Genomic DNA, 22,947 nt, shown 5'->3' with positions numbered 1-22,947 from the left:
CGACGCCAGCGCAACTTAGCGGCGTTTTTTTTCACACCTCGTGCAGATAGAGGTGGTAGTCGAGTTCGCTCACCGTGCGGGCGACGCGGAGATACTCGGCTTCCTTGATCGCGGTGAAGGTGCGGTGCATGTCTTTGCCGAGTGCGTCCTCCAGGAAGGCCGACGCCTTCGCCCGCATGATCGCTTCGCGCCAGTCGGCCGGCATGTTGTGCGCGTGGCCGGCGGCCTGCTGGTAGCCGTTGCCCTCGACCTCCGGGCCGGGATCGAGCTTTTCCTCGAGGCCCTTCACGATGCCGGCGAGCACGGTGGCGGCGACGAGATAGGGGTTGGCGTCCACCCCCGAGGGACGGTGCTCGATGCGGCGGTTCTTCGCGTCGCCGGCCGGCACGCGCAGCGCGACGGAGCGGTTGTTGACGCCCCAGGTCGGCGCGACCGGCGCATAGGACTGCGCGACGAAGCGGCGCCAGGAGTTGGCGTGCGGGGCGAAGACCAGCATCGATTCCGCCATCGTCGCGGCCAGACCGCCGAGCGCATGGAGCAGGCGCGGCGACCACTTCTCGCCGACCGCCTCGGTGAAGACGTTCTGTCCCGCCTCGTCGCGCATCGAGACGTGCAGGTGCATGCCCGAGCCGGCATAGTCGGCGATGGGCTTGGCCATGAAGCAGGCGGTGACGCCGTGGCGGCGGGCGGCGGCGCGCACGATGCGCTTCAGCATCACCAGGTCGTCGGCCGCCTGCATGATGTCGGTGCGGTAGTTGAGCGTCAGCTCGTACTGGCCGGGCGCATATTCGGAGATGACGGTCTCGGCCGGGATTCCCTGCGCCTTCGCCGAGGCGTAGATGTCGGAGAACAGCGGCTCCATGCCGTGCAGGTGGTCGACCGAATAAACCTCGGTCTTGGGCGAGCGGCGGCCGTCGAGCACGGCGGAAGCAGGGCGGACGCGGCCGTCTGCGTCGCGGTCGTTGGCGAGCAGGAAGAATTCGAGTTCGAAGGCGCCGGCGGGCTTCAGCCCCATCGCGTTCAGCCGCGCCACCTGTGCCGCCAGCGCATGGCGCGGGTCGGACGTCATCGGCGTGCCGTCGAGCAGATGCATCGACATCAGCACCTGCGCGCGGGCAGGGGAGGTGCCATGGAGCGGCTTCAGCGTACCGGGGATCGGCCAGGCGCGCAGGTCCTCGTCGCCAGAATCCCAGATCAGGCCGGTCTCGTGCACGTCCTCGCCGGTGATGTCGAGGCCCAGCACCGAGATCGGCATGTGCCGGCCGCCCCGGTAGAGCGACATCAGCTCATGCCGGCGGACGATCTTGCCCCGGCCGACGCCGTTGGAATCGGTCAGCACGATGTCGATGGCTTCGATCTCGGGATGGGCATCAAGGAAAGCCTGGGCTTCGGCGGGGGTGGAGCCGGAGGGGGGAGGTCATGGACGGCGTGCCTCCAAGGATAGTCCGGTCTGCAGAAGTTTACCCCCCTCTGGCCTGCCGGCCATCTCCCCCTCAAGGGGGAGATTGGCATTTTCGGCGGCACCGTTCCTTCCAGGTCTATGGAGAATGGCGAAGGTCGCGGTGACAGGCAATCTCCCCCCTTGAGGGGGAGATGGCCGGCAGGCCAGAGGGGGGTGTCCGTTGTCTCTGCCGCCCGCAATTCCCTCACCCCGCCAACTCCTGGCAAATCTCGCCGAATGCCTTCACCAGCCGGTCGACCTGCTTCTTCTTCGTCGCGGGCGAGACCAGCATCATGTTGTGGAACGGTGCGATCAGGCAGCCGCGGTTGACGAGGCCGACATGGATTGCGGCTTCCAGTGGCGGCGCATGTGCGGCTTCTGCTTCGGCACCGTTGCGCAAGGGACCGGGCGCGCAGATGAACTCGACGCGCGCGCCGACGCGGGCGACGTGCCATGGCAGCTTCGCCTGCGCGATCGCATCCGACAGGCCGTCGGCCAGACGCGCGGCGAGCTTCTCCATGTGGCGGTAGTTCTTCGCGGTCATGACCTCGGTCAGTGTCGCCTTCATGCAGGCGAACTGCAGCGGATTGGCCGAGAGTGTGGTGCCGATGCCGGAATAGCCCCAGGGCTTTTTCCGGGTGTAGTCGCTGTAGCGCTCGGCGACGCCCGCCGACAGGCCCCAGACGCTTGCCGGCACGCCGCCGGCAATCGGCTTGCCGAGCACGAAGATGTCGGGATCGAGGCCGTGGACGCGGGTGTAGCCGCCGAGGCCGCTGGAGATGGTGTGCGTCTCGTCGATGAGGAGCAGCGTGCCGGTCTCGCGGGTGATGCGGCGCAGTTCGGCGTGATAGCCCGGATCGGGCAGCACCATGCAGGAATTGGTCAGCACCGGTTCGGTGATGACACAGGCGACGTCGCCCGGCGCGAGCGCGGCTTCGAGGGCCGCGACATCGTTGAATTCGATGACCTTCGTATCCTCGGTCAGGTCGCGGAACTGGCCGGAGAGGCCGGGCTTGTTGGCCGGCTTGCCGTCCTCGAGCCTGACGAAGGTCTCTTCCACTGCGCCATGGTAGCAGCCGTTGAAGACGAGGATCTTCGCCCGTCCGGTGACGGCACGTGCGACGCGCAGCGCGAAGCGGTTGGCGTCGGAGGCGGTGGTGGCGATCTGCCATTGCGGCAGGCCGAACATCGCCGTCAGCAGGTGGCCGAGCTCGAGCACGTCCTCGGAGGGCAGCATGTAGGTGAGCCCGCGCCGCGCCTGCCTGCGGATGGCGCGGGCGACCGGGGGCGGCGAATGGCCGAACATCGAGCCGGTGTCGCCAAGGCAGAAGTCGTCGAGCTCGATGCCGTCCACGTCCGTGATCGTCGCGCCCGAGGCTTTCTCGACGACTATCGGGAACGGCATCGGCCAGTCGAGCATCCAGTGCATCGGCACGCCATCGAGGAAGCCGGCGGCGCCGTCCGCAAAGCGCTTCTTCGACCTTGGGCGTGCCTTGGCATAGACGCGCGCCTCGCGCTCGCGAAATGCGTCGATGCGGGAGAGCGACACGCCGCCCAGCGCCGATGATCCCTTGCCGCTCACGTTACGCACACGTCCCCCGAACAACACACTCCTGATACCGTCCGCCCGGAAAAGGCGCAACAGCGGCCCGGGACGTGCCCCGGGAAACTCTGGAGAAGCCGATGCGCCGGATCACGATCGCCCTGATGTCCCTCCTCCCGTTGACATCTGGGGCGGCCGCATCCGGCGGGTTCGGCTGTGATGCCCAGGACGGCAAGGTCGAGTTCCTGTTCGAGAGCGGCATGACGCGCGGCATGGGATCGCCGGTGTTCAATTTTCGCGGCTCTGTCGAAATCAAATCGAAGGATGTAGCGGCCGATCTGCGGCAGATGGAGTTCAATGGCGCGCATCTGGCGCAGTACTGGTCGGAGGACGGCCAGCTCAATCTGGTGATCTACCGCGAACGCGAGGGCGACAAGCCGCACGGCTATGTCCAGATCGTCATCCGGACCAAGGGCGACGAGGAAGGCCTGAGAGGGCGCTACGAGCTGACAGTGTTCGACGGCGTCAACGACGCAACGCCCGAGGGCGAGACCTACACTGCGAGCGACAAGGTCGAATGCATGGTGGAATAGCGCTCAGACGGTGATATCCACCAAGCCGCAGTCGCCTTGCCGTTGGCGAGATGGATTTCCTCAGGCCTCACCTCATCTATTTCATGAATCTCGCAACCGATTTCACTGCGGTTCTGCGTGACTGTGAATATCCTACGCCAGATGCTTTCAGAAAATTCCTTGATTTTCGCTTCTGAGTGATGAGATAGTTTCCAATCAGAATTTCCTGGGTGAGGCGGTCGAATTATGAAGTATTCTCTGCTTGTCTATGCGGCGACACTGTCGCTTATTTTTTTCAGCCAGGAATCGATGGCAACGACGTTGCCAGATGGAACATGTTCCGGCGGTGGAATGACGGTGATCGTAAAAGGCGGAAAGATCACAAAATATAGTTATGGTGGACAGAGCTATTCGGTTCGCCCAATTAACCCTTCAGCCTACAAGATCGGCACCGCTGGTGCACTGCGTGTGAGCAGCCCGAAGGCGGATGGGTTCAGGGCGATATTTGCAATGAATGGCCGCGAGACATCCGCAACTTTCAAATGCAAGTAGACGCGGGGATAGTTTCTCTGCTGGCACCAAGGTGTGATTGGCTCACGCCGTGATATCCACCACGCCGCAATCGCCTTCCTCCGAGCCGAAGGCGAGGCGCGTGCCCTTCGTATCCCAGGCCATCGACGTGATCGCGCTCTTGCCGCCACGCCGCAGCACCACTTCCTTCTGGTCGGCAATGCGGCCGGCGAGGATCATGCCGTCGGCATAGCCGATGGCGACGATCTCGTCGCCGGGGTGGCAGGCGACGGCCGTCACCATCATATTTCCGCGTGTGCCGAGCTCCACAGGCGCCTTGCCCATCGGCCCGTCCTTTGCGGAAAAGGGCCAGACGATCGCGGCCGGCGCGCCGGAGCTGGCGAGCCACTTGCCCTTCACGCTCCAGGACCAGCTCTTCACCTTGGCGGGATAGCCGGTCATGCGCATGTGGCGGCCGTCGGCGAGCTTCCAGCCATGCAGGGCGTTCTCCTGCATGGTGGTGACAAGGAAATTGCCGTCGGGCGAGAAGGTGACGCCGGTGTGGGCGCCGGCCCATTCGAGCTCGGCCGGCTTGCCGTCGGTAGCGGGGAAATGCAGCGTCGCGCCGTTGTAGCGGGCGACTGCGATGCGCATGCCCTTGGGCGAGAAGGCGATGCCTTCCACCGAGCGCGGATGGTCGAAGGATTTCGTCCTTCCGTCGGCGAAGCGGACGTAGGCCGTGCGGCCCGTGGCATAGGCGACGGCACCCTGCGGGCCGGTCGCGACCGACGTGATCCACTTGCGCGGCACTTCGGCCAGCGTCTCGGCTGTGCCGTCGGGGCGCGTCAGCACGACCTTGCCATCCTCGCCGCCCGTCACCAACGCCTTGCCGTCCCAGGTCACAGAGGCAGAGAGCAGGCCGTCATGCGCCTGGACGGACTTCGCCCCGTGGTCGAGGCGGTGGATCGTCCCGTCGGCCAACGCGAAATGCGGGATGTCGTCGAGGAAGGCGGCGGCGATGCAATGGCCGGAAAGATCGAAAGGGGCGACTGTGGGCATGTCCGTTCAGCGTTCCTCGGGAAGCGTGCGGGCGTCCTTGCGCAGAACGACTGCCTTTTCAACCGGAATCCGCGTTTCGGGATGGTAGGTGTAGGTGATCCACCGGTCCCAATTGCGGATCAGCCATTTGGCGCTGAGACCGGCGCCGCCGGAATGGGTGCTGTCCTTCGGAAGAACGCAGAACACCAGCCCCGCCTTGTAGCCCGAAGCGGTGATCAGGCCGAGCCCTGCCTCCCCGTCGCGCGGGTCGAACACAAGAAGGTCGACCGGCCCGGAGCCCGGGCCGAGATCATAGCTGTGCGGCAGGCGCAGCATATCGCCCGCATAGAGCCGCGCGTCCTCCAGTTCAGTCAGCAGCGGCACGTCAGGCCGCCTGACAGGCCTCGAAGGTGCGCTTCAGGCGTTCGGCGTCGAGGTTGCGACCGATGAAGACCAGCCGGCTCTCGTGCTTCTCGCCCTCCTTCCACGGGCGCTGGTGGTCGCCCTCGATGATCATGTGCACGCCCTGCACGACATAGCGGTCCGGGTCGTCCTTCAGGGCAATGATACCCTTGAGACGCAGGATGTTCGGCCCTTCCGCCTGGGTGATCTTCTCGATCCATGGGAAGAACTTCTTGGGGTCCATCTCGCCGGCGCGCAGGGAGATCGAGTTCACCGTCACGTCGTGGATGTCCGACGGCCCATGGTCGTGATGATGGTGGTGGTCGTGATGGTCATGATCATGGTGATCATCGACATCAAGGAAATGCGGGTCGTTCTCGATCGCGCGCTTCAGGTCGAAGGCGCCCCGGTCGAGCACGGCCGACAGCTCCACCGCCGAGCGGCTGGTCTTGTGGATGCGGGCGGTCGGATTGATGGCGCGGATCAGGCCTTCCACCTTCGCCAGCTCCTCCGGGCTAACGAGGTCGGTCTTGTTGAGCACGATCACGTCGGCAAAGGCGATCTGGTCCTCGGCTTCCTTCGAATCCTTGAGCCGCAGCGGCAGGTGCTTGGCGTCAACAAGCGCCACCACCGCGTCGAGTTTGGTCTTGGCGCGGACGTCGTCGTCCATGAAGAAGGTCTGCGCAACCGGGACGGGGTCGGCAAGGCCGGTCGTCTCGACCAGGATCGCATCGAAGCGGCCCGGACGGCGCATCAGGCCCTCGACGGTGCGGATCAGGTCGCCGCGCACGGTGCAGCAGATGCAGCCATTGTTCATCTCGTAGATCTCCTCGTCCGATCTCGACGATGAGGTCGTTGTCGATGCCGATCTCGCCGAACTCGTTGACGATAACGGCGTACCGCTTGCCGTGATTCTCGGAGAGGATGCGGTTGAGGAGGGTGGTTTTGCCTGCCCCGAGATAGCCGGTGAGCACGGTCACGGGAATCTGGGCACTGGTCTGGGCGTCTGCCATGGGTCTGCTCGCAGGAAGGTGAAGGGTCGAAATGCATATAGGATGCCGCAACGCCGATTGCACCTCCCCGCCGCCAGCGAGGCGCGCGTGTCGCCCATCCGCCAGCCGGCTGTCATTCCGCTGCAATATTGCTCTGCCAGATGTTCCCGCGCACCGGCCGTGTTGCCGGCAAAGAAACGGCTTGCGCATTCCCGGCGCGTCGCGACAATCCGCGGCAGCAACGGGTCCAGGAGCAGGGGACGACATGGCGAAAGCTGCCAAGGGCGCCACGATGGCCAGACTCCAGTCCACCTCGCGGCTGGCCCGCACGGTGCTCGCCTCGCGGCTGCTCGCGCACGGCTTCTATGCCGGGCAGGACCAGATCATGATGGCGCTCAGCATCGAGAGCGGCCAGACGCCGGGACAGCTGGCGGCTCGGCTCGGCGTGCGCCCGCCCACCATCACCAAGACGATCAACCGCCTGCAGACGCAGGGCTTCCTCGAAAAGCGCGCCTCCGATTCGGACGCCCGGCAGGCGCATATCTTCCTCACGGAGCGCGGCGCCGACGCGATCAGGTCGATCGAGAAGTCGGTCCGCAAGACCGAGAAACAGGCGATGCGCGGTCTCGACAAGAAGGACGTAAAGGCCTTCGCCAAGATGCTGAGCCGGATCGAGGCGAACCTGTCGCAGAGCCTCGGCGTCGTGGCAGACGACGACGAGCCGGACGAAGAGGAATAGCAGGCGCGGCTTTTTTGCACTTGCGATCAGCCGGCGCATCAAGGATGAAGAGCCGTTCAATCTAACATTTTACGGCGTCTGTCCCTTGGCGAGTGATTCCCCACGTAGAGAACAGGCAACGCCCGTCGCGGCGATCCTGCTCATCCTCGCTTCGGGCATCCTGTTCTCGTTCCTCGACGCCGGCGCGAAGTGGCTCGTTCTGTCGGGCATGTCGGCGTCCTTCGTCGTCTGGGTGCGGTTCGCCGTCCATGTCGTTCTGGTGCTGATCCTCTTCCAGGGATGGCGCAACCGCGAGATGTACCGGGTGAGGAGCCTGCCGCTGCAGGTGCTGCGCGGCGTGTTCCTGTTCGGCTCGACCATCTTCAACTTCCTGGCGCTGTTGACGCTTCCGCTTGCCGACGCAATGGCGATCTACTTCCTGGCCCCGATGGTGATCACCGCGCTGGCCGGCCCGCTGCTCGGTGAATGGGCCGGCTGGCGCCGGTGGGTGGCGATCGGCGTGGGCTTCTTCGGCATGGTGATCGTGATTCGCCCGGGTCTCGGCACGTTCGGGCTCGGCCACGCCTATGCGCTGCTGTCGATGCTCTCCTATTCGCTCTACGTGCTGATGACGCGGCGGATGGCGGCGACGGAGACGTCCGCGAGCCTGATCTTCTATTCGGCGCTCGCGCCTGTGGTGTTCATGTCGCCCGCCCTTCCGCTCGCCGGATCGGTGCCGCCCGACCTGCTGCATTGGGCCGTCCTGATCTCGCTCGGTTTCTTCGGCGGGCTAGGGCACTGGCTGATCATCCACGCCTACAAGCGGGCGCAGGTCTCGGGCCTCGCGCCCTATCCCTATGCGCAGATCATCTGGGCGACGCTGTGGGGCTACCTCCTGTTCGGCGACATTCCTGACCGATACACGGTCATAGGGGCCGCCATCATTGTCGCGAGCGGCCTCTACATCGTGCACCGCGAGCGCGAGCTCCGCCTCGCCAGCGTCACCGAGCCGAACTCGGAATCGAGCGATCTGGCAAAAAAGCTTTGATCGCCACGCTCCTCTGACATAGTTTCTTTAAACTGTTTAACTCACCGGCGGTGGAGGGGGGGCTGGCGCAGAAAATCAAGCTTTCGACCATAGCGGATGCGCTTGGAGTATCGACCGCCACCGTGTCGCTGGCTTTGCGGGATAGTCCGCTGGTCGCCGACACCACGCGCGACCGGATCAAGGATTATGCGCGGACGATCGGCTATATCTACAACCGCCGCGCCGCCAGCCTGAGGACCTCTCGTTCGGGCATCGTCGGGGTGGTCGTGCACGACATCATGAACCCGTTCTTCGCCGAAATCCTGCGCTCGATCGAAAGCGAGCTCGACCGCAGCGGCCAGACCTTCATCCTCTCCAACCACTACGACCAGCTCGAGAAGCAGCGCACCTTCATCGACACTCTGCTGCAGCTCGGCGCCGACGGAGTGATCATGTCGCCCGCGATCGGCACACCGCGCGAAGACATCGAGATGATGGAGGAGAACGGCCTGCCCGTCGTGCTGATCGCGCGCCAGGTCGAGGGGGCGCTCGTGCCGGTGTTCCGCGGCGACGACGCCTACGGCATCGGACTCGCGACCAACCACCTGATCTCGCTCGGCCACCGCCGCATCGCGATGATCGGCGGCACGGACCAGACCTCGACGGGCCGCGACCGCTACCGTGGCTACGTGCTGGCGATGGAGAAGGCCGGGCTGGAGGTGAAGCCGGACTGGCGCGTTCCCGGCCCTCGCACCAAACAGGGCGGCTTCGAGGCAACCGGACAGTTCCTGGCGCTGAAGGACAAGCCGACGGCGGCGGTGTGCTGGAACGATCTGGTCGCGATCGGCCTCATGAACGGCATCGCGCGCGCGGGGCTGGTTCCGGGCGTCGACATTTCCGTCACCGGCTACGACGACCTCGAGGAGGCCGCGATCGCCACGCCGGCGCTGACGACGGTGTGGAACGGCCAGAGGGAGGTCGGCCGCCGCGCGGCGCGCGCGCTTCTCGACCGGCTCGGCGGCAATCACGAGCCCGTCACGCCCGACCTCATCCGGCCGGAGCTGCATGTCAGGCAATCGACAGGCCGGCCGTCGCAACGCTGAGAGGGCGCGAATGGCTCCGCGCCCTCTTTACATCCTGCTGCGAACCAGATCGGCTGGACTACATCACCATAACCTGCTGGCAGAGAGCCGTCGTCACCGTGCCGTATGAGCCGCGATCGGACATCGCCTTTTCGCAGGCGGACTTCATACCGGCCTGGCTGTCGGCGTCCATGGCTTCGAATGTCGCCTTGACTTCGGCATCGGGCTTGAGCGTGCCCATGGTTTGGTCGGTGAAGAAGCCGCTCATCGACTTCATGTTCTGCTCGTACATCGCTTTCTCGGCATCCGAAGCGAAGGCGGGGGTGCCTTGCGCGGTAGGTGCAGTGCCCTGCGGGGCCTGCTGGGCAAAGGACGCTCCGGCAAGCATGAGGAAAGCCGCCGTGGCGGCTGCAACGGTCTTGAATTTCACGATTTCCTCCAGGTTTTGGTCAGCTCTCAGTGATGGCTGGTTTCGCTCGGACGGGGATCGTCCGATCTGCAGGTCAATGCGCTTTCCAGGAAAGCGTTCCGTCTTTCCTGACGGAGGTGGAACGTCATTCCGCAAACGGGTGCGAGCACCTTCAAACGCGATTGCGCATCGTTTAAACAGTCGGCCGGAGGTGACTTAATGGGATCGACGAACAAGATAGCGGTGCTTGTGCCCGACTTGCTCCACCCGCATGCGGTGGCGCGAATCGGCAGGGAGTTCGAACTCGTGGCGCTGCCCGCCGCCGACCCCGGACTGGTAACGCCGCAGATCGCCGACAAGGTGCGCGGCATGTCGGCGATGACGACGATCAGCGCCGCCTTCATCGACGCCTTGCCGAATCTGGAGATCATCGCGAATTTCGGCGTCGGATATGACGCGGTCGACGCGCGGCATGCCGGCACCGTCGGCGTAATGGTGACCAACACGCCGGACGTGCTGACGGAAGAGGTGGCGGACACGGCGATCGGGCTGTTGCTCAATACGGTCCGCGAACTGCCGAAGGCCGAGGCATGGCTGAGGGCCGGCCGCTGGGCGTCGGAAGGCAATTATCCGCTGACGCGCGGCACGCTGCGCGGACGCCGCGTCGGCATCTTCGGCATGGGCCGGATCGGGCTTGCGATCGCCCGCCGTATCGAGGCATTCGGGCTGCCGGTCGGCTATCACAACCGGCGCGCCGTCGAAGGCGTGGCCTACACATGGTATCCGACACTCATCGAGCTCGCCGGCGCGGTCGATACGCTGATCTCGGTCGCACCGGGCGGCTCCTCGACCGAGAAGGCGGTGGACCGTAAGGTGCTGGAAGCGCTGGGACCGAACGGCGTGTTCGTCAATGTCGGGCGCGGCTCGACCGTGGACGAGGACGCGCTGGCGCAAGCGCTCGCAGACGGGACGATCCTCGCCGCGGGGCTGGACGTGTTCCGCAACGAGCCGGAGGTGCCGGAAGCGCTGCTCAAGAGCGCCAATGCCAGCCTGCTGCCGCATGTCGGTTCCGCCTCGGTGCACACGCGCACGGCGATGGCGGACCTCGCGGTCGACAACCTCGTCTCGTGGTTCACCGAGGGCAGACCGCTGACGCCCGTGCCGGAAACGGCTTCTGTCAATCCGGGCGCTCGGAAGCCGCGCTAGACCGGCGCTCTATTCCGCTGCGACGCGCAGTCCCGACCGCGCCGCGCTGTGGGCGCGGGCCGCATCGCCGAAGGCCTTGAATATCCTCGCCGAGGCGTCGTCGGATTTCACCCAGTATTCGGGGTGCCACTGCACGCCGACCGCGAAGGCCGGTGCACCCACCACGGAAACGGCCTCGACCGTGCCGTCATCCGCGACCGCCTCGACCTGGAGACGCTCGCCAAGGCGGTCGACCGCCTGCCGGTGGACGGAATTCACCGGCACCTCGCCCGCTCCGAAGATGCCGGCGAGGCAGGTGCCGGGCTTGATGGAAACGCGCTGGCGGATGGCGAAGCGCTCGTCCTGGTCGTCGCTGACCGGAGCGCGATGGTCCATGCGGCCCTCGATCTCCTGGACTTCGGTGTGCAGCGTGCCGCCGAGCGCGACGTTCAGCTCCTGGATGCCGCGGCAGATCGCCAGCAGCGGCACGCCGCGCTCGATCGCCCTGCGGATAAGCGGCAGAGTGGTGGCGTCGCGGTCGTGGTCGTAGGGGCCGTTGGCCTCGCTCGGATCGCCGCCGTAGAGGCCGGGATAGACGTTGGATTTCGAGCCGGTGATCATCACCCCGTCGACGCGGTCGAGCAGTTCGTCGAGATCGAGCCGGTCGCCGAAGGAGGGGACGAGGATGGGGAAGACGCCCGCGCCCGCTACCGCCGCTTCGAGATACTGCTTCGGGGCGGCGTGCCAGGTGTAGTTTTCGAACTGGCGGACGTCGGTCGATACGGCGACGAGGGGCTGTGTCATGGGCATGCGTTCCGCATTTGGCAGTGTCACGTTCAAGGCCGCTTCCTACACCTGTCCGCGGTCGAAATCCACGGGATGCATCCGGCGTCGGCCGGGCCGGGGAAGCATCTGGACGATCTTAAACCATAGTCTAAGGTAGAAATACGGTAGTCATATCGTAAGGCTCTGAAATCCTAGACAGAAGCGCGGCGGCGTGTATGTATCGCCCGCCTAAGTGGAGGTCGCGTGGGCATTTCCCTGCAACGCGAACAGATTCGACTGGAAGTCCCGAGAGGAGAAATCATGGATCGCAGGTCATTTATCAAGAAGGCGGGTCTTGCCGGCACCGGTGCCGTCGCCGCCACGGCGCTTGCCGCGCCCGCCATCGCCCAGAGCGCGCCGAAGGTCACCTGGCGCATGACGTCGTCGTTCCCGAAGTCGCTCGACACGATCTATGGCGGCGCCGAAGTGCTGTCGAAGATGCTGTCCGAGGCGACCGACGGCAATTTCCAGATCCAGGTCTTCGCCGCGGGCGAGATCGTCCCCGGCCTGCAGGCGGCCGACGCGACCACGGCGGGCACGGTCGAGGCCTGCCACACCGTCTCCTACTACTACTGGGGCAAGAACCCGACCTGGGCGCTGGGTGCAGCGGTTCCCTTCGCGCTCAACGCGCGCGGCATGAACGCCTGGCACTATCACGGCGGCGGCATCGACCTGTTCAACGAGTTCCTCAGCACGCAGGGCCTCTACGGCCTGCCGGGCGGCAACACGGGCGTGCAGATGGGCGGCTGGTTCCGCAAGGAGATCAACACCGTCGCCGACCTGCAGGGCCTGAAGATGCGCATCGGCGGCTTCGCCGGCAAGGTCGTCGAGAAGCTCGGCGTGGTGCCGCAGCAGATCGCCGGCGGCGACATCTATCCGGCGCTGGAGAAAGGCACGATCGACGCGGCCGAGTGGGTCGGCCCCTATGACGACGAGAAGCTCGGCTTCTACAAGGTCGCGCCGTACTATTATTATCCGGGTTGGTGGGAAGGCGGTCCGACTGTCCACTTCCTGTTCAACAAGGCGAAGTACGAAGAGCTGCCGAAGAACTACCAGGCGCTGCTGCGCACGGCCGCTCAGGCCGCTGACGCCGACATGCTGCAGAAATACGACTACAAGAACCCGACCGCGATCAAGAACCTGGTCGCCAGCGGCGCGCAGCTGCGTCCGTTCAGCCAGGAGATCCTGTCGGCCTGCTTCGACAAGTCGAACGAGGTCTATGCCGAGATGACGTCGACGATCCCCGAGTTCAAGAAGATCTGGGATTCGATCACCGCGTTCCGCGGCTCGTACTACCTCAATGCGCAGGTGGCGGAGTACAATTACGACACCTTCATGATGATCCAGCAGCGCGCCGGCAAGATCTGACCCGACCGTATTGCCTGATTGGCCCCGGAGCGGCGACGCTCCGGGGTTTTTCGTTTCCGGAGCGGGGTGGCGCGTCGGGTATTTTCACCCGTCTTTACTTGATTGGTCCAGCGTGCATTGATTGGACCAACGGTCGGGCGGGGCGACCATAATTCCCTATTACAGAATGTCCTGCCGGAGCCGTTGGATCCACATCTGGGAGGATATTCAATGGATCGTCGTAATTCATCACCAAGGCCGGCTTGGCCGGCGCAGGCGCCGCAGCGGCGTCGACGCTCGCCGCGCCTGCCATCGCGCAGAGCTCGCCAAAAATTGCCTGGCGTTGCACGTCTTCATTCCCGAAGGCGCTCGACACGATCTACGGCGCGGCCGAGACGATGGCGAAATATGTCAACGAGGCTTCGGACGGCAATTTCCAGATCCAAGTCTTCGCCGCGGCCGAGATCGTCCCCGGCCTGCAGGCTGCCGATGCCACAGCAGCGGGCACGGTCGAGATGTGCCACACCGCCTCGTATTACTTCTGGGGGAAGGACCCGACCTTCGCGCTCGCGACCGCCGTGCCGTTCTCGCTCAACGCGCGCCAGATGAACGGCTGGATCTACCATGCCGGAGGCGAGGCGCTCCTCAACGAGTTCTACGCCACGCAGGGCCTCTACGGGCTCGCCTGTGGCAATACCGGCGCCCAGATGGGTGGTTGGTACCGGAAGGAGATCAACACGGTCGCCGACCTGCAGGGCCTCAAGATGCGTATCGGCGGCTTCGCCGGCAAGATCATGGAAAAGCTCGGCGTCGTGCCGCAGCAGATCGCCGGCGGCGACATCTATCCGGCGCTGGAGAAGGGCACGATCGACGCGGCCGAGTGGGTCGGGCCATATGACGACGAGAAGCTCGGCTTCTACAAGGTGGCGAAATACTACAACTATCCGGGCTTCTGGGAGGGCGGCCCGACGCTGCATGCGTTGGTCAATCTTGCCAAGTGGAACGAACTGCCGAAGAACTACCAGTCGCTGCTGCGCGCGGCCTGCGAGGCGGCGAACTGCGACATGATGGCGAACTACGACGCCAAGAACCCGGCGGCGCTTCGCCGCCTGGTCGCGGGTGGGGCGGTGCTGAAGCCGTTCAGCCAGGAGATCCTGTCCGCCGCGTTCGATGCCTCGGCGGCGACCTATGCCGAGATCGGCGCCTCGAATGCGATGTTCAAGAAGATATTCGACAACCAGTCCGAGTTCCGCAAGGACGCCTATCTCTGGGCGCAGATCTCGGAATACACCTACGACACGTTCATGATGATCCAACAGCGGGCCGGCAAGCTCGGCTGACCGACATTTCCCGGTCGAAAAGAAAACCCCGGGGCGGCGACGCCCCGGGATCTTTGTTTTCCGCTCCGTCCGCCGTCAGAACTTCGGCGGCTGGGACAGGTCGTTCGACGGCGCCGGCTGGGCAGGCTGCGCCGGCGCGCCGAAGCTCGGCGGCTGGCTGAGATCGTTGCCGGAGGGCTGTGCGGGCTGCGCCGGCTGCGAGCCGCCGAGCGGCGGCAGGCCGAGGCTTCCCGGTGCGCCCAGGCCACCGCCCTGGCCGCCGAAGCCGGGCACTTCGATCTTGATCGTGTTCGGATCGACGACCGGACCGCTGCCCTTGTAGTGCATCACCATGCCGGGGAAGGCGATGACGATCGCCACCATGATCACCTGGATGCAGACGAACGGCACCGCGCCCCAATAGATCTGTCCGGTCGTGACCGGCGCTATCTGCCGGCCGGTGACCTTGTCGAGATAGGGTGCGCGCGCCGCCACCGAGCGGAGGTAGAACAGCGCGAAGCCGAAGGGCGGATGCATGAAGCTCGTCTGCATGTTGACGCCGAGCAGGACGCCGAACCAGATCAGGTCGATGCCGAGCGCCGTCGCGGCCGGGGCCAGCAGCGGCACGATGATGAAGGCGAGCTCGAAGAAGTCGAGGAAGAACGCCAGCAGGAACACCAGGATGTTCACCGCGATCAGGAACCCGACTTCGCCGCCCGGCAGCGAGGTGAGCAGGTGCTCGACCCAGATATGGCCGTTGACGCCGTAGAAGGTGAGCGAGAAGACGCGCGCACCGATCAGGATGAACATCACGAAGGCCGACAGGCGGGTTGTCGAGGCGAGCGCCTGCTTGATCACGTCGAGGGTCAGCCGGCCCTTGGCGGCGGCCATGATCAGCGCGCCGACCGCGCCCATGGCGCCGCCTTCCGTCGGCGTCGCGATGCCGAGGAAGATGGTGCCGAGCACGAGGAAGATCAGCGCCAGCGGCGGGATCAGGACGATGATGACCTGCTGGGCGAGCCGCGACATCAGGCCGAGCTTCATCGACCGGTCGGCGATAGCGACGACGTAGATGAGGATGATGCCCACGCAGGCACCGAGAATGTCGGCGTTGTCGCCGTGGGTGGGGGAAAGCCACACATGGGCGCCGTAGGCGATGACCGAGGCGACGAGCAGGGCGACGGCGAGCGATGTGATGCCCGAACCGAGCGTGCGGGCTTCCAGCGGCAGCGCCGGCATCGACTTGGGCCGGATGATCGACATCAACAGGATGTAGCCCATGTAGATGCCGGTCAGGATCAGGCCGGGAATCAACGCACCCTTGTACATGTCGCCGACGGAACGGCCGAGCTGATCTGCGAGGACGATCAGCACGAGCGAGGGCGGGATGATCTGCGCCAGTGTGCCGGATGCCGCGATGACACCCGAGGCGAGCCTGCGATCATAGCCGTAGCGCAGCATGATCGGCAGCGAGATCAGGCCCATCGCGATGACAGACGCCGCCACCACGCCTGTCGTCGCCGCCAGAAGCGCGCCGACGAAAATGACCGCGTAGGCAAGGCCGCCGCGGATCGGGCCGAAGAGCTGGCCGATCGTGTCGAGCAGGTCCTCCGCCATGCCGGACCGTTCCAGCACGATGCCCATGAAGGTGAAGAAAGGGATCGCAAGCAGCGTCTCGTTGGCCATGACGCCGCCGTAGAAGCGCTCTGGCAAGGCGTAGAGCAGCGGCCATGACAGATTGATCGAACCGTTCGACAGCGGCGCGAGCTCGACGCCGATGAAGAAGAAGAGCAGGCCGTTCGCGGCGAGCGCGAAGGCGACGGGATAGCCGATGAGCAGGAAGATGATGAGCGAGAAGAACATGATCGGCGCCATGTTCTGGGCGATGAACTCCATCATTGCTTGAGCTCCTCGACCAGCGCCTTGGCTTCGAGCTCGGCGGCCTCATGCGCCGAGATGAAGGGGTTGGGGTCCTCCATGTCGCCTCGCATGACGGCGATCTTCTTGATGATCTCCGAGATGCCCTGCAGGCCGAGCAGGCTAAAGCCGATCAGCAGCAGCAGCTTCGCCGGCCAGATGATCAGGCCGCCCGCATTCGTGGAGACCTCGCCGGACCGGAAGGACAGTAGGAAGTAGGGCACGAAGTAGTAGATCATCAAAAGCACGAAGGGCATCAGGAAGAAGACGTGCCCGAGCAGGTCGATCCAGTGCTGGACCCGGCGCGAAAAGGCGCCGTAAACGATGTCGATACGGATATGCTCGTTCTGCTTCAGCGTGTAAGCGGCTGCGAGCAAGAATGCAGCGCCGTAGAGATACCACTGCATCTCCAGCCAGGCATTCGAAGACGTATTGAGCGTCTTGCGGATAATCGCATTGATCGCACTGATCAGGACCGCGGCGAGAATCGCCCACGATATCCATTTGCCGATGAATTCGTTGAGTCCGTCGATCAGGCGCGAGAGAGCCAGAAGCCCCGCCATCAATCTTCCTCCCATGTCACGCGTCGTGTCGCTTTGCGATCTCCGCCGCTGTCTCCTAGTGCCGAAAATACGCACACGAAACAAGCGCCGATTCGCATCGCCGCATTGCCGAAACCGTGCCTAACACTTTTGTGCACTGCGAGACAGCATGGTGAAACTACGAGTCCGCCGCGACTTTGGTCGTATATCGCTGCGGAACTCAGACGTTCCTGTCGCGGGCGAGATCCGCCGAGCGGAGAACCAGCAGCAGGACGAGCGCGGAGAAGATGCCGGCGTCGCGCCACTCGCCGGCGAAATAGCCGGTCCACAGCGATTCCGCGATGCCGATGCCGGCCGCTCCGAATGCCGCGGCGAGCGGCGAGCCGCCGAGACCGAGGGCCGCGACGAACAGCACCTTCAGGCCGAAGACGAGACCGGTGTCGAAGCTGATATTGCCGAAATGGATCGCCGCCAGCACACCGGCCAGCGCCGCGAGCATGCCGCTGGCGACGACCGTCGCGCGGAATGTCCGGCGTGCGTCGACGCCGCACATGGCGGCCGCCAACGGGTCGTCGCAGATCGCGCGCCAGCCGCGGCCGAAGCGCGACCGGGAGAGCCAGACCGCCGCGATCGCGATTGAGAGGATCACGATCGCCACGTCGACGAGTTGGATCGCGGTCAGCGTGACCAGGAACACGCCGTCGCGCCAGAAGACGACGGTGCGGGCAAGGATCGGCGGCAGCCAGAGGTCGCGGCTGTCCATCGCCAGGCGTCCGAGTTCCATGAGCACGATCGCGACGGCGAGCGTGGCGGCAACGATCGTGTTCGGATTGCCGGCGCGCAGCGGTTCGAGTACCGCGCGGGAAATCAGGTGGGAGGCGAGGCCGGCAAAGGCAAAGGCGAGGACAACGCCCAGCCCCAGCGCGGCGGGAAGCGTCAGCCACAGCACGTTCCAGCCGAATACCGTGGCAAGGATGCCGACCTGACCGCCGAAGGCGAAGATCGCGCCGTGCGCGAGGTTTGCGCGCCTGAGGACGCCGTAGGTCATCGCATAGCCGAAGGCGAGCAGGGCATAGATCGCGCCGATGTGCACGCCGTTCAGGATCTGCTGCAGGAAATAGGCCATCGGCGTCGGCGCAGGACCCATGGCGACAGAGGCTTCCTGTCGCGGCGAGGAACATTTCCTGACAAACTAACTTGCAAGATGTATTTTACAAGTTAGATTTTCCGCATGGAAACGATCTGGACGCCACACCGGTTCTCGGGCGAAGTGCTTGCGCTCGACGTGGCGAACACGGTGGTGCTGCGCGACGATCCGGACCGGAGGTTCGACAGATTCGAGCAGGCGGACGAGATCGTCCGTTTCGCCAGGGCGGCGACGGCCTTCCGCGCCGAAGAGATCGGCGGCAATACGCTGGTGGTTTCCGATCCGTCAGGCGCGAAGCCGCGGATGGTCGCGCTGCGCGAGACGACGGATGCGCTGTTCAGGGACGCGTCGGTGAGCGGCGCCATCCGATCCGAGCGCCTGGCCCCGCTGCTCGACCAGTGCGCGCGCGCACTCGAGGCCGCGCCGGTGATGTTCGCCGCCGGCCAGGCCGGCCTGAGAGCAGGGCAGGGGACGATCGAGCTGGAGGCTGCCGTGGCGGTCTCGGCGCTCTCGCTGCTTGCTCCCGAGATGCAGCGGCGCATCCGCATTTGCGGCAATTGCGGCTGGCTGTTCCTGGACAGGAGCCGCAACGGCAGCCGTGTCTGGTGCGACATGACCGTGTGCGGAAACCGGCAGAAGGCGCGGCGGCATTACCGCCGCCGGCGCGACGACGAGGGAAGGACGGTCGATGCCTAGATTTTTCGTCTTGGCGGTCGCCATCGCACTGATGGCTCTCGGAGCATGCCGTGACGAGAGCCGTCCCGGCAAGCTGTTCGAAATCTCGGGCAAGCTGTTCGTCTTCAACTACCGCGTCGCCACGGCGACCTATCTGGTGACGCTCAAGCCGCTGGGGCCGATGGAGGACGGGCAGACTGCGGTGGCGAGCTTCGAGGATCCGGCCGGCGGCGAGCCGATCGTGGTACGGCAGCGGATCTGGCCGAAGCTCGACAAGGCGGTGCTGGAAAGCCCGCCGCTGCGCTGCGTGCGCAAGGACCATCCCTACGCGGTCGCGATCCGCATCGAGGGACCGGACGGCGCCGTGCGGCAGGAAATCGAGACGACGATCGCATCCAATCTGGACCAGGAGGTGCTGCCGGATCGCCCCCTCGTCGTCGGACCGGTCTATACGCCGAATCCGGAGTTGAAGGGCCGTCCCGACGGCAAGCTCGACGTCACCAACGAGGCGGGCTGTCCCGGCCGGGGTTGATTCCTGCGGATCGCCGCTCAGGAAATTTCGCCTGCCATCATCCCGACGACATAAAATATTCGTTGGATAGCCGCATGCGTGGCGGCGATTGCTCTTTTGCGGATCGCGTTGATTTCGTTTGACGTTGTCGACTGCCACAGAAACACTGCTTCCACGGAGGGCGGTCAGGTGATACCCAGCCGTCCGCAGGAGATCGTTGATGACGCTTCACGATGTGACGCTCGGAGACAAGTTCGACCTTTCCAAGGAACGAATCTTTCTGTCGGGCGCGCAGGCGATCGTCAGGATGCTGCTTATGCAGCGCGAACGCGATCGCCGCCTCGGGCTGGACACGGCAGGCTTCGTCTCGGGCTACCGCGGCTCGCCGCTCGGCGGCCTTGACCAGCAATTCTGGCGCGCGAAGAAGCAGCTTGAAGCCTCCAGCATCGTCTTCCAGCCCGGTCTCAACGAGGAGCTTGCCGCCACCGCCGTCTGGGGCTCGCAGCAGACCGAGCTTCTCGGCGAAGGCAAGCACGACGGCGTGTTCTCCGTTTGGTACGGCAAAGGGCCGGGCGTCGACCGCTCGGGCGACGTGTTCCGCCATGCCAACCTCGCCGGCACCTCGAAGAATGGCGGCGTGCTGGCGCTGATGGGCGACGACCACACGGCCGAATCATCCACGAACGCGCATGCGACCGAGTTTCTCTTCGTCGATACGATGATGCCGATCCTCAATCCGGCCGGCGTGCAGGAGTTGATCGACTACGGCCTCTATGGCTTTGCCATGTCCCGGTTCTCCAGCACCTGGACGGCGATCAAATGCGTCAAGGACAATATCGAATCGACCGCGTCGGTGGACGTGTCGCTCGACCGGTTGAACATCGTGCTGCCCGAGATCGACCTGCCGCCCGGCGGGCTCAGCATCCGCCACGAGCTCGACCAGATGGGCCAGGAGGAGCGGCTGCACGTCTACAAGCGCGCGGCGGCGGCGGCATTCATCCGTGCCAACGGGCTGAACAAGATCATCTATTCGGGCGGAAGTGCGCCGAAGATCGGCATCATCACCGTCGGCAAGTCCTATCTCGACGTGCGCCAGGCGCTCGACGACCTCGGCATCGACGAGGCGCGGGCGGCGCAGATCGGTCTCAGGCTGTTCAAGGTCGCCGCTCCCTGGCCGCTGGACGTCGAACATATCTCGGAATTCGCCCGCGGCCTCGAGACCGTGCTGGTGGTCGAGGAGAAGCGCTCGCTGATCGAAGTGCAGATGCGGGAAAACCTCTACGGCACCGCGATGCAGCCGCTGATCGAGGGCAAGAAGGACGCGCGGGGAGAGTGGCTCTTCCCGGCCAAGGGGGCGCTCGATCCCAACGACATCGCCATCGCCATCGGCGAGCGGGTGCTGAAGAAGATCGGCCATTCGGAAGAGATCGCCGCGCGGGTGGCGCAGCTCAAGCAGTACCAGGCCATGCTGGCCGACACCAAGGACGTCTCCAACCGGACGCCTTATTTTTGCTCGGGCTGCCCGCACAATTCCTCGACCAAGGTACCGGAGGGCTCGATCGCCGGCGCGGGCATCGGCTGCCATTTCATGGCGCTGTGGATGGACCGCTCGACCGTCGGCTTCACCGCCATGGGCGGGGAGGGCGCGCAGTGGATCGGCCAGGCGCCATTCTCCAAGCGCGAGCACATGTTCCAGAACCTCGGCGACGGAACCTACAACCATTCCGGCTCGCTCGCGGTCCGCTTCGCGCTCGCCTCGAAGGCCAACATCACTTACAAGATCCTCTACAACGACGCCGTCGCCATGACCGGCGGCCAGCCGCATGAGGGCAATCTCACCGTCGACATGATCGCCCGCCAGGTGCGGGCGGAGGGCGTCGACCGGATCGCCGTCGTCACCGACGAGCCCGGCAAATATGCGGGCAAGGCCGAATTCCCCGCCGGCGTCAGCTTCAGCCATCGCGACGATCTCGATGCGGTGCAGCGCGAGCTGCGAGACGTGAAGGGCGTGTCGGTGCTGCTCTACGACCAGACCTGCGCCGCCGAGAAGCGCCGTCGCCGCAAGCGCGGCACGTTCCCGGACCCGGACAAGCGGGTCATCATCAACGAGCTGGTCTGCGAGGGCTGCGGCGACTGCGGCGTGAAGTCGAATTGCGTCTCTGTGCAGCCGGTCGAGACCGAATTCGGCCGCAAGCGCCGCATCGACCAGTCGAGCTGCAACAAGGACTTCTCCTGCGTCAACGGCTTCTGCCCGTCCTTCGTGACGGTGCACGGCGCGAAGCTGCGCAAGGCGGAAGGCGTCGCGAGCGCATCGGATCCTCTGGCAGGCGTGCCGGAGCCGGCGCTCTTCCCGCTCGGCCAGGGCGGCTGGGCCTGCGTCGTCGACGGGATCGGCGGCACTGGCGTGGTGACGATCGGTGCGATCCTCGGCATGGCGGCGCATCTGGAAGGCAAGGGCTGCGGCATGATCGACATGGCCGGCCTTGCCCAGAAGGGCGGGGCGGTGTTCTCGCATGTCCGCATCGCACCGACGCCGGACGACATCAGCGCCATCCGCGTCTCGGCCGGCAAGGCCGACCTCGTGCTGGGCTGCGACCTGGTGGTCTCCGGCGCGAAGAAGGTGCTCGCCTCGGCGCGCGAGGGCCGCACGCTCTTCGTCGCCAATACGGCGGAGGTGATGCCCGGCGATTTCACGCGCTCGACCGACTTCTCGCTGCCGACGGAGCGGCTGAAGAAGGCGATCCGGCAGGCGGTGGGCGACGACAAGGCGCATTTCTTCGACGCTACCCGCAGCGCCACGACGCTGTTCGGCAACTCGGTCGGCGCGAACATGTTCATGCTCGGCTTCGCCTATCAGTACGGCGGCCTGCCGGTGTCGGCGGAGGCGGTCGAGAAGGCGATCGAGCTCAACGGTGAGGCGGTGAAGATGAACGTTGCCGCGTTCCGCTGGGGGCGCCGCGCCGCGCACGATCCGGAGACGGTGCGCAAGCTCGTTCAGTCCGTGCAGGGTGCGGTGGCCGCGCCGCTGGCGCAGACGCTGGACGAGATCGTCGCGAAGCGGGTCGAGTTCCTGACCGCCTATCAGAACGCGGCCTATGCGCGGCGCTATGCCGAGCGCATCGATAGGCTGCGCAAGGCGGAAGCCGCCGCCGTCGCGGGGTCGACGGCCGTGACGGAGACCGCCGCGCGCAACCTCTTCAAGCTGATGGCGATCAAGGATGAATACGAGGTCGCCCGGCTCTACACCGACGGCTCCTTCCGCAAGCAGCTTGCGTCCCAGTTCCAGGATTTCGACCGGCTCGAATTCCACCTCGCGCCGCCCATCCTCGGCCGCAAGGGTGCGGACGGCCTGCCACGGAAATCCTCCTTCGGGCCGTGGATGATGAAGGGGTTCGGCGTGCTTGCAGCGTTCAAAGGGCTGCGCGGCACCGCGTTCGACATCTTCGGCTACACTGCCGAGCGCAAGATGGAGCGCAGGCTGATCGCGGACTACGAGGCGGACCTCGACCTGATCGAGAAGCACCTTTCGCCGCCTTCGGTCGACGCGGCCGTGGCGCTTGCATCGGTCCCAGCCCTCATCCGCGGCTACGGTCACGTCAAGATGCGCAATGTCGAAAAGGCGAGGGGCGAACGGGCGCGGCTGGTCGACCGTCTCGTCTCACCGCCGGTAGAGCCCAACCTTCAGGCGGCGGAATAGATGTCTGCGGGCTTGCGCCGCATTGTCGTCTAAGGCTTTCTTAAGACG

At 65.2% G+C, this 22,947-nt stretch carries 19 protein-coding genes and 2 pseudogenes; 11 read left to right on the top strand and 10 right to left on the bottom strand.

The window, feature by feature from the left end:
- Nucleotides 1-31 precede the first annotated feature (31 nt).
- Both LRS09_RS04820 and LRS09_RS04815 read right to left on the bottom strand, forming a co-directional pair.
- The gene (locus LRS09_RS04820) at nucleotides 32-1,339 is read right to left on the bottom strand and encodes a glutamine synthetase family protein (RefSeq protein ID WP_257804585.1); all 1,308 of its coding nucleotides are present in this window, start codon (nucleotides 1,337-1,339) and stop codon (nucleotides 32-34) included.
- Between the two features lie 307 nt (nucleotides 1,340-1,646).
- Nucleotides 1,647-3,023 (bottom strand): aspartate aminotransferase family protein, encoded by a 1,377-nt coding sequence (locus LRS09_RS04815; RefSeq protein ID WP_374684896.1) that lies wholly within the window; start codon nucleotides 3,021-3,023, stop codon nucleotides 1,647-1,649.
- A gap of 101 nt (nucleotides 3,024-3,124) precedes the next feature.
- Here LRS09_RS04815 and LRS09_RS04810 point away from each other — a divergent pair, with 101 nt between their 5' ends.
- Both LRS09_RS04810 and LRS09_RS04805 read left to right on the top strand, forming a co-directional pair.
- Nucleotides 3,125-3,577, top strand: a complete 453-nt coding sequence (locus LRS09_RS04810) for a hypothetical protein (protein WP_257804583.1) — start codon at nucleotides 3,125-3,127, stop codon at nucleotides 3,575-3,577.
- A gap of 225 nt (nucleotides 3,578-3,802) precedes the next feature.
- A complete protein-coding gene (locus tag LRS09_RS04805) occupies nucleotides 3,803-4,108 on the top strand; it encodes a hypothetical protein (RefSeq protein WP_257804581.1) in 306 nt (101 codons plus the stop codon).
- Nucleotides 4,109-4,150: 42 nt separating this feature from the next.
- Here LRS09_RS04805 and LRS09_RS04800 read toward each other — a convergent pair whose 3' ends face one another.
- The 3 genes and pseudogenes from LRS09_RS04800 to LRS09_RS04790 form a co-directional block, all read right to left on the bottom strand.
- Nucleotides 4,151-5,125: a WD40 repeat domain-containing protein gene (locus LRS09_RS04800; RefSeq protein ID WP_257804580.1), complete on the bottom strand. Its 975-nt coding sequence runs from the start codon at nucleotides 5,123-5,125 to the stop codon at nucleotides 4,151-4,153.
- 6 nt (nucleotides 5,126-5,131) lie between these two features.
- Nucleotides 5,132-5,488 carry an Imm45 family immunity protein gene (gene imm45, locus LRS09_RS04795; RefSeq protein ID WP_257804578.1) on the bottom strand — a complete coding sequence of 119 codons (357 nt, stop codon included), beginning with the start codon at nucleotides 5,486-5,488 and terminating at the stop codon, nucleotides 5,132-5,134.
- 1 nt (nucleotide 5,489) lies between these two features.
- Nucleotides 5,490-6,519: pseudogene (locus LRS09_RS04790) on the bottom strand (GTP-binding protein).
- Nucleotides 6,520-6,763: 244 nt separating this feature from the next.
- Here LRS09_RS04790 and LRS09_RS04785 point away from each other — a divergent pair.
- From LRS09_RS04785 to LRS09_RS04775, 3 genes are all read left to right on the top strand, one after another.
- Complete coding sequence (locus tag LRS09_RS04785) at nucleotides 6,764-7,237, top strand: MarR family winged helix-turn-helix transcriptional regulator (protein WP_257804576.1); 474 nt, start codon at nucleotides 6,764-6,766, stop codon at nucleotides 7,235-7,237.
- An 85-nt stretch (nucleotides 7,238-7,322) separates the two neighbouring features.
- Nucleotides 7,323-8,264 carry a DMT family transporter gene (locus tag LRS09_RS04780; protein ID WP_257804575.1) on the top strand — a complete coding sequence of 314 codons (942 nt, stop codon included), beginning with the start codon at nucleotides 7,323-7,325 and terminating at the stop codon, nucleotides 8,262-8,264.
- Between the two features lie 62 nt (nucleotides 8,265-8,326).
- Entirely contained in the window at nucleotides 8,327-9,346 is a 1,020-nt protein-coding gene (locus LRS09_RS04775; RefSeq protein WP_257810123.1) for a LacI family DNA-binding transcriptional regulator, read from the top strand.
- A 58-nt stretch (nucleotides 9,347-9,404) separates the two neighbouring features.
- Here the strand turns inward: LRS09_RS04775 and LRS09_RS04770 are convergent, their stop codons facing one another.
- Nucleotides 9,405-9,755 (bottom strand): hypothetical protein, encoded by a 351-nt coding sequence (locus LRS09_RS04770; protein ID WP_257804573.1) that lies wholly within the window; start codon nucleotides 9,753-9,755, stop codon nucleotides 9,405-9,407.
- 198 nt (nucleotides 9,756-9,953) lie between these two features.
- Between LRS09_RS04770 and LRS09_RS04765 the strand changes: the two genes are divergently transcribed.
- Nucleotides 9,954-10,940 (top strand): 2-hydroxyacid dehydrogenase, encoded by a 987-nt coding sequence (locus tag LRS09_RS04765; RefSeq protein WP_257804572.1) that lies wholly within the window; start codon nucleotides 9,954-9,956, stop codon nucleotides 10,938-10,940.
- A gap of 9 nt (nucleotides 10,941-10,949) precedes the next feature.
- Here LRS09_RS04765 and LRS09_RS04760 read toward each other — a convergent pair whose 3' ends face one another.
- Entirely contained in the window at nucleotides 10,950-11,723 is a 774-nt protein-coding gene (locus tag LRS09_RS04760) for a gamma-glutamyl-gamma-aminobutyrate hydrolase family protein (RefSeq protein WP_257804570.1), read from the bottom strand.
- A 282-nt stretch (nucleotides 11,724-12,005) separates the two neighbouring features.
- Between LRS09_RS04760 and LRS09_RS04755 the strand changes: the two genes are divergently transcribed.
- Nucleotides 12,006-13,112, top strand: a complete 1,107-nt coding sequence (locus LRS09_RS04755; protein WP_257804569.1) for a TRAP transporter substrate-binding protein — start codon at nucleotides 12,006-12,008, stop codon at nucleotides 13,110-13,112.
- 210 nt (nucleotides 13,113-13,322) lie between these two features.
- Nucleotides 13,323-14,431, top strand: a pseudogene (locus tag LRS09_RS04750) (TRAP transporter substrate-binding protein).
- Nucleotides 14,432-14,506: 75 nt separating this feature from the next.
- On the opposite strand, the gene LRS09_RS04745 reads toward LRS09_RS04750, so the two are convergent.
- The 3 genes from LRS09_RS04745 to LRS09_RS04735 form a co-directional block, all read right to left on the bottom strand.
- Entirely contained in the window at nucleotides 14,507-16,309 is a 1,803-nt protein-coding gene (locus LRS09_RS04745) for a TRAP transporter large permease subunit (RefSeq protein ID WP_257804565.1), read from the bottom strand.
- On the bottom strand, nucleotides 16,306-16,890 hold the full coding sequence (locus tag LRS09_RS04740) for a TRAP transporter small permease subunit (protein ID WP_257804563.1): 585 nt from the start codon (nucleotides 16,888-16,890) through the stop codon (nucleotides 16,306-16,308). The genes LRS09_RS04745 and LRS09_RS04740 overlap by 4 nt, the downstream gene beginning before the upstream one ends.
- Before the next feature lie 199 nt (nucleotides 16,891-17,089).
- Nucleotides 17,090-18,016 (bottom strand): branched-chain amino acid ABC transporter permease, encoded by a 927-nt coding sequence (locus LRS09_RS04735; RefSeq protein ID WP_308240278.1) that lies wholly within the window; start codon nucleotides 18,014-18,016, stop codon nucleotides 17,090-17,092.
- 84 nt (nucleotides 18,017-18,100) lie between these two features.
- On the opposite strand from LRS09_RS04735, the gene LRS09_RS04730 reads away from it, so the two are divergent.
- From LRS09_RS04730 to LRS09_RS04720, 3 genes are all read left to right on the top strand, one after another.
- Complete coding sequence (locus LRS09_RS04730; RefSeq protein WP_257804562.1) at nucleotides 18,101-18,712, top strand: CGNR zinc finger domain-containing protein; 612 nt, start codon at nucleotides 18,101-18,103, stop codon at nucleotides 18,710-18,712.
- Entirely contained in the window at nucleotides 18,705-19,223 is a 519-nt protein-coding gene (locus LRS09_RS04725) for a hypothetical protein (protein ID WP_257804561.1), read from the top strand. The genes LRS09_RS04730 and LRS09_RS04725 overlap by 8 nt, the downstream gene beginning before the upstream one ends.
- Before the next feature lie 199 nt (nucleotides 19,224-19,422).
- A complete protein-coding gene (locus tag LRS09_RS04720) occupies nucleotides 19,423-22,899 on the top strand; it encodes an indolepyruvate ferredoxin oxidoreductase family protein (protein WP_257804559.1) in 3,477 nt (1,158 codons plus the stop codon).
- Nucleotides 22,900-22,947 lie beyond the last annotated feature (48 nt).

The organism is Mesorhizobium sp. J428 (genome assembly GCF_024699925.1).
Classification (GTDB): Bacteria; Pseudomonadota; Alphaproteobacteria; order Rhizobiales; family Rhizobiaceae; genus Mesorhizobium_A.
Note: the sequence above shows the minus strand (reverse complement) of the source record. Positions and strands in the feature narration are given on the sequence as shown.

What these genes read in the sequence shown, in the direction of transcription:
- LRS09_RS04810 (WP_257804583.1), top strand. Translation starts at nt 3,125, where the DNA reads ATGCGCCGGATCACGATCGCCCTGATGTCCCTCCTCCCGTTGACATCT.
- LRS09_RS04805 (WP_257804581.1), top strand. Translation starts at nt 3,803, where the DNA reads ATGAAGTATTCTCTGCTTGTCTATGCGGCGACACTGTCGCTTATTTTT.
- LRS09_RS04800 (WP_257804580.1), bottom strand. Translation starts at nt 5,125, where the DNA reads ATGCCCACAGTCGCCCCTTTCGATCTTTCCGGCCATTGCATCGCCGCC.
- LRS09_RS04785 (WP_257804576.1), top strand. Translation starts at nt 6,764, where the DNA reads ATGGCGAAAGCTGCCAAGGGCGCCACGATGGCCAGACTCCAGTCCACC.
- LRS09_RS04765 (WP_257804572.1), top strand. Translation starts at nt 9,954, where the DNA reads ATGGGATCGACGAACAAGATAGCGGTGCTTGTGCCCGACTTGCTCCAC.
- LRS09_RS04760 (WP_257804570.1), bottom strand. Translation starts at nt 11,723, where the DNA reads ATGACACAGCCCCTCGTCGCCGTATCGACCGACGTCCGCCAGTTCGAA.
- LRS09_RS04755 (WP_257804569.1), top strand. Translation starts at nt 12,006, where the DNA reads ATGGATCGCAGGTCATTTATCAAGAAGGCGGGTCTTGCCGGCACCGGT.
- LRS09_RS04745 (WP_257804565.1), bottom strand. Translation starts at nt 16,309, where the DNA reads ATGATGGAGTTCATCGCCCAGAACATGGCGCCGATCATGTTCTTCTCG.
- LRS09_RS04740 (WP_257804563.1), bottom strand. Translation starts at nt 16,890, where the DNA reads ATGGCGGGGCTTCTGGCTCTCTCGCGCCTGATCGACGGACTCAACGAA.
- LRS09_RS04735 (WP_308240278.1), bottom strand. Translation starts at nt 18,016, where the DNA reads ATGGGTCCTGCGCCGACGCCGATGGCCTATTTCCTGCAGCAGATCCTG.
- LRS09_RS04730 (WP_257804562.1), top strand. Translation starts at nt 18,101, where the DNA reads ATGGAAACGATCTGGACGCCACACCGGTTCTCGGGCGAAGTGCTTGCG.
- LRS09_RS04725 (WP_257804561.1), top strand. Translation starts at nt 18,705, where the DNA reads ATGCCTAGATTTTTCGTCTTGGCGGTCGCCATCGCACTGATGGCTCTC.
- LRS09_RS04720 (WP_257804559.1), top strand. Translation starts at nt 19,423, where the DNA reads ATGACGCTTCACGATGTGACGCTCGGAGACAAGTTCGACCTTTCCAAG.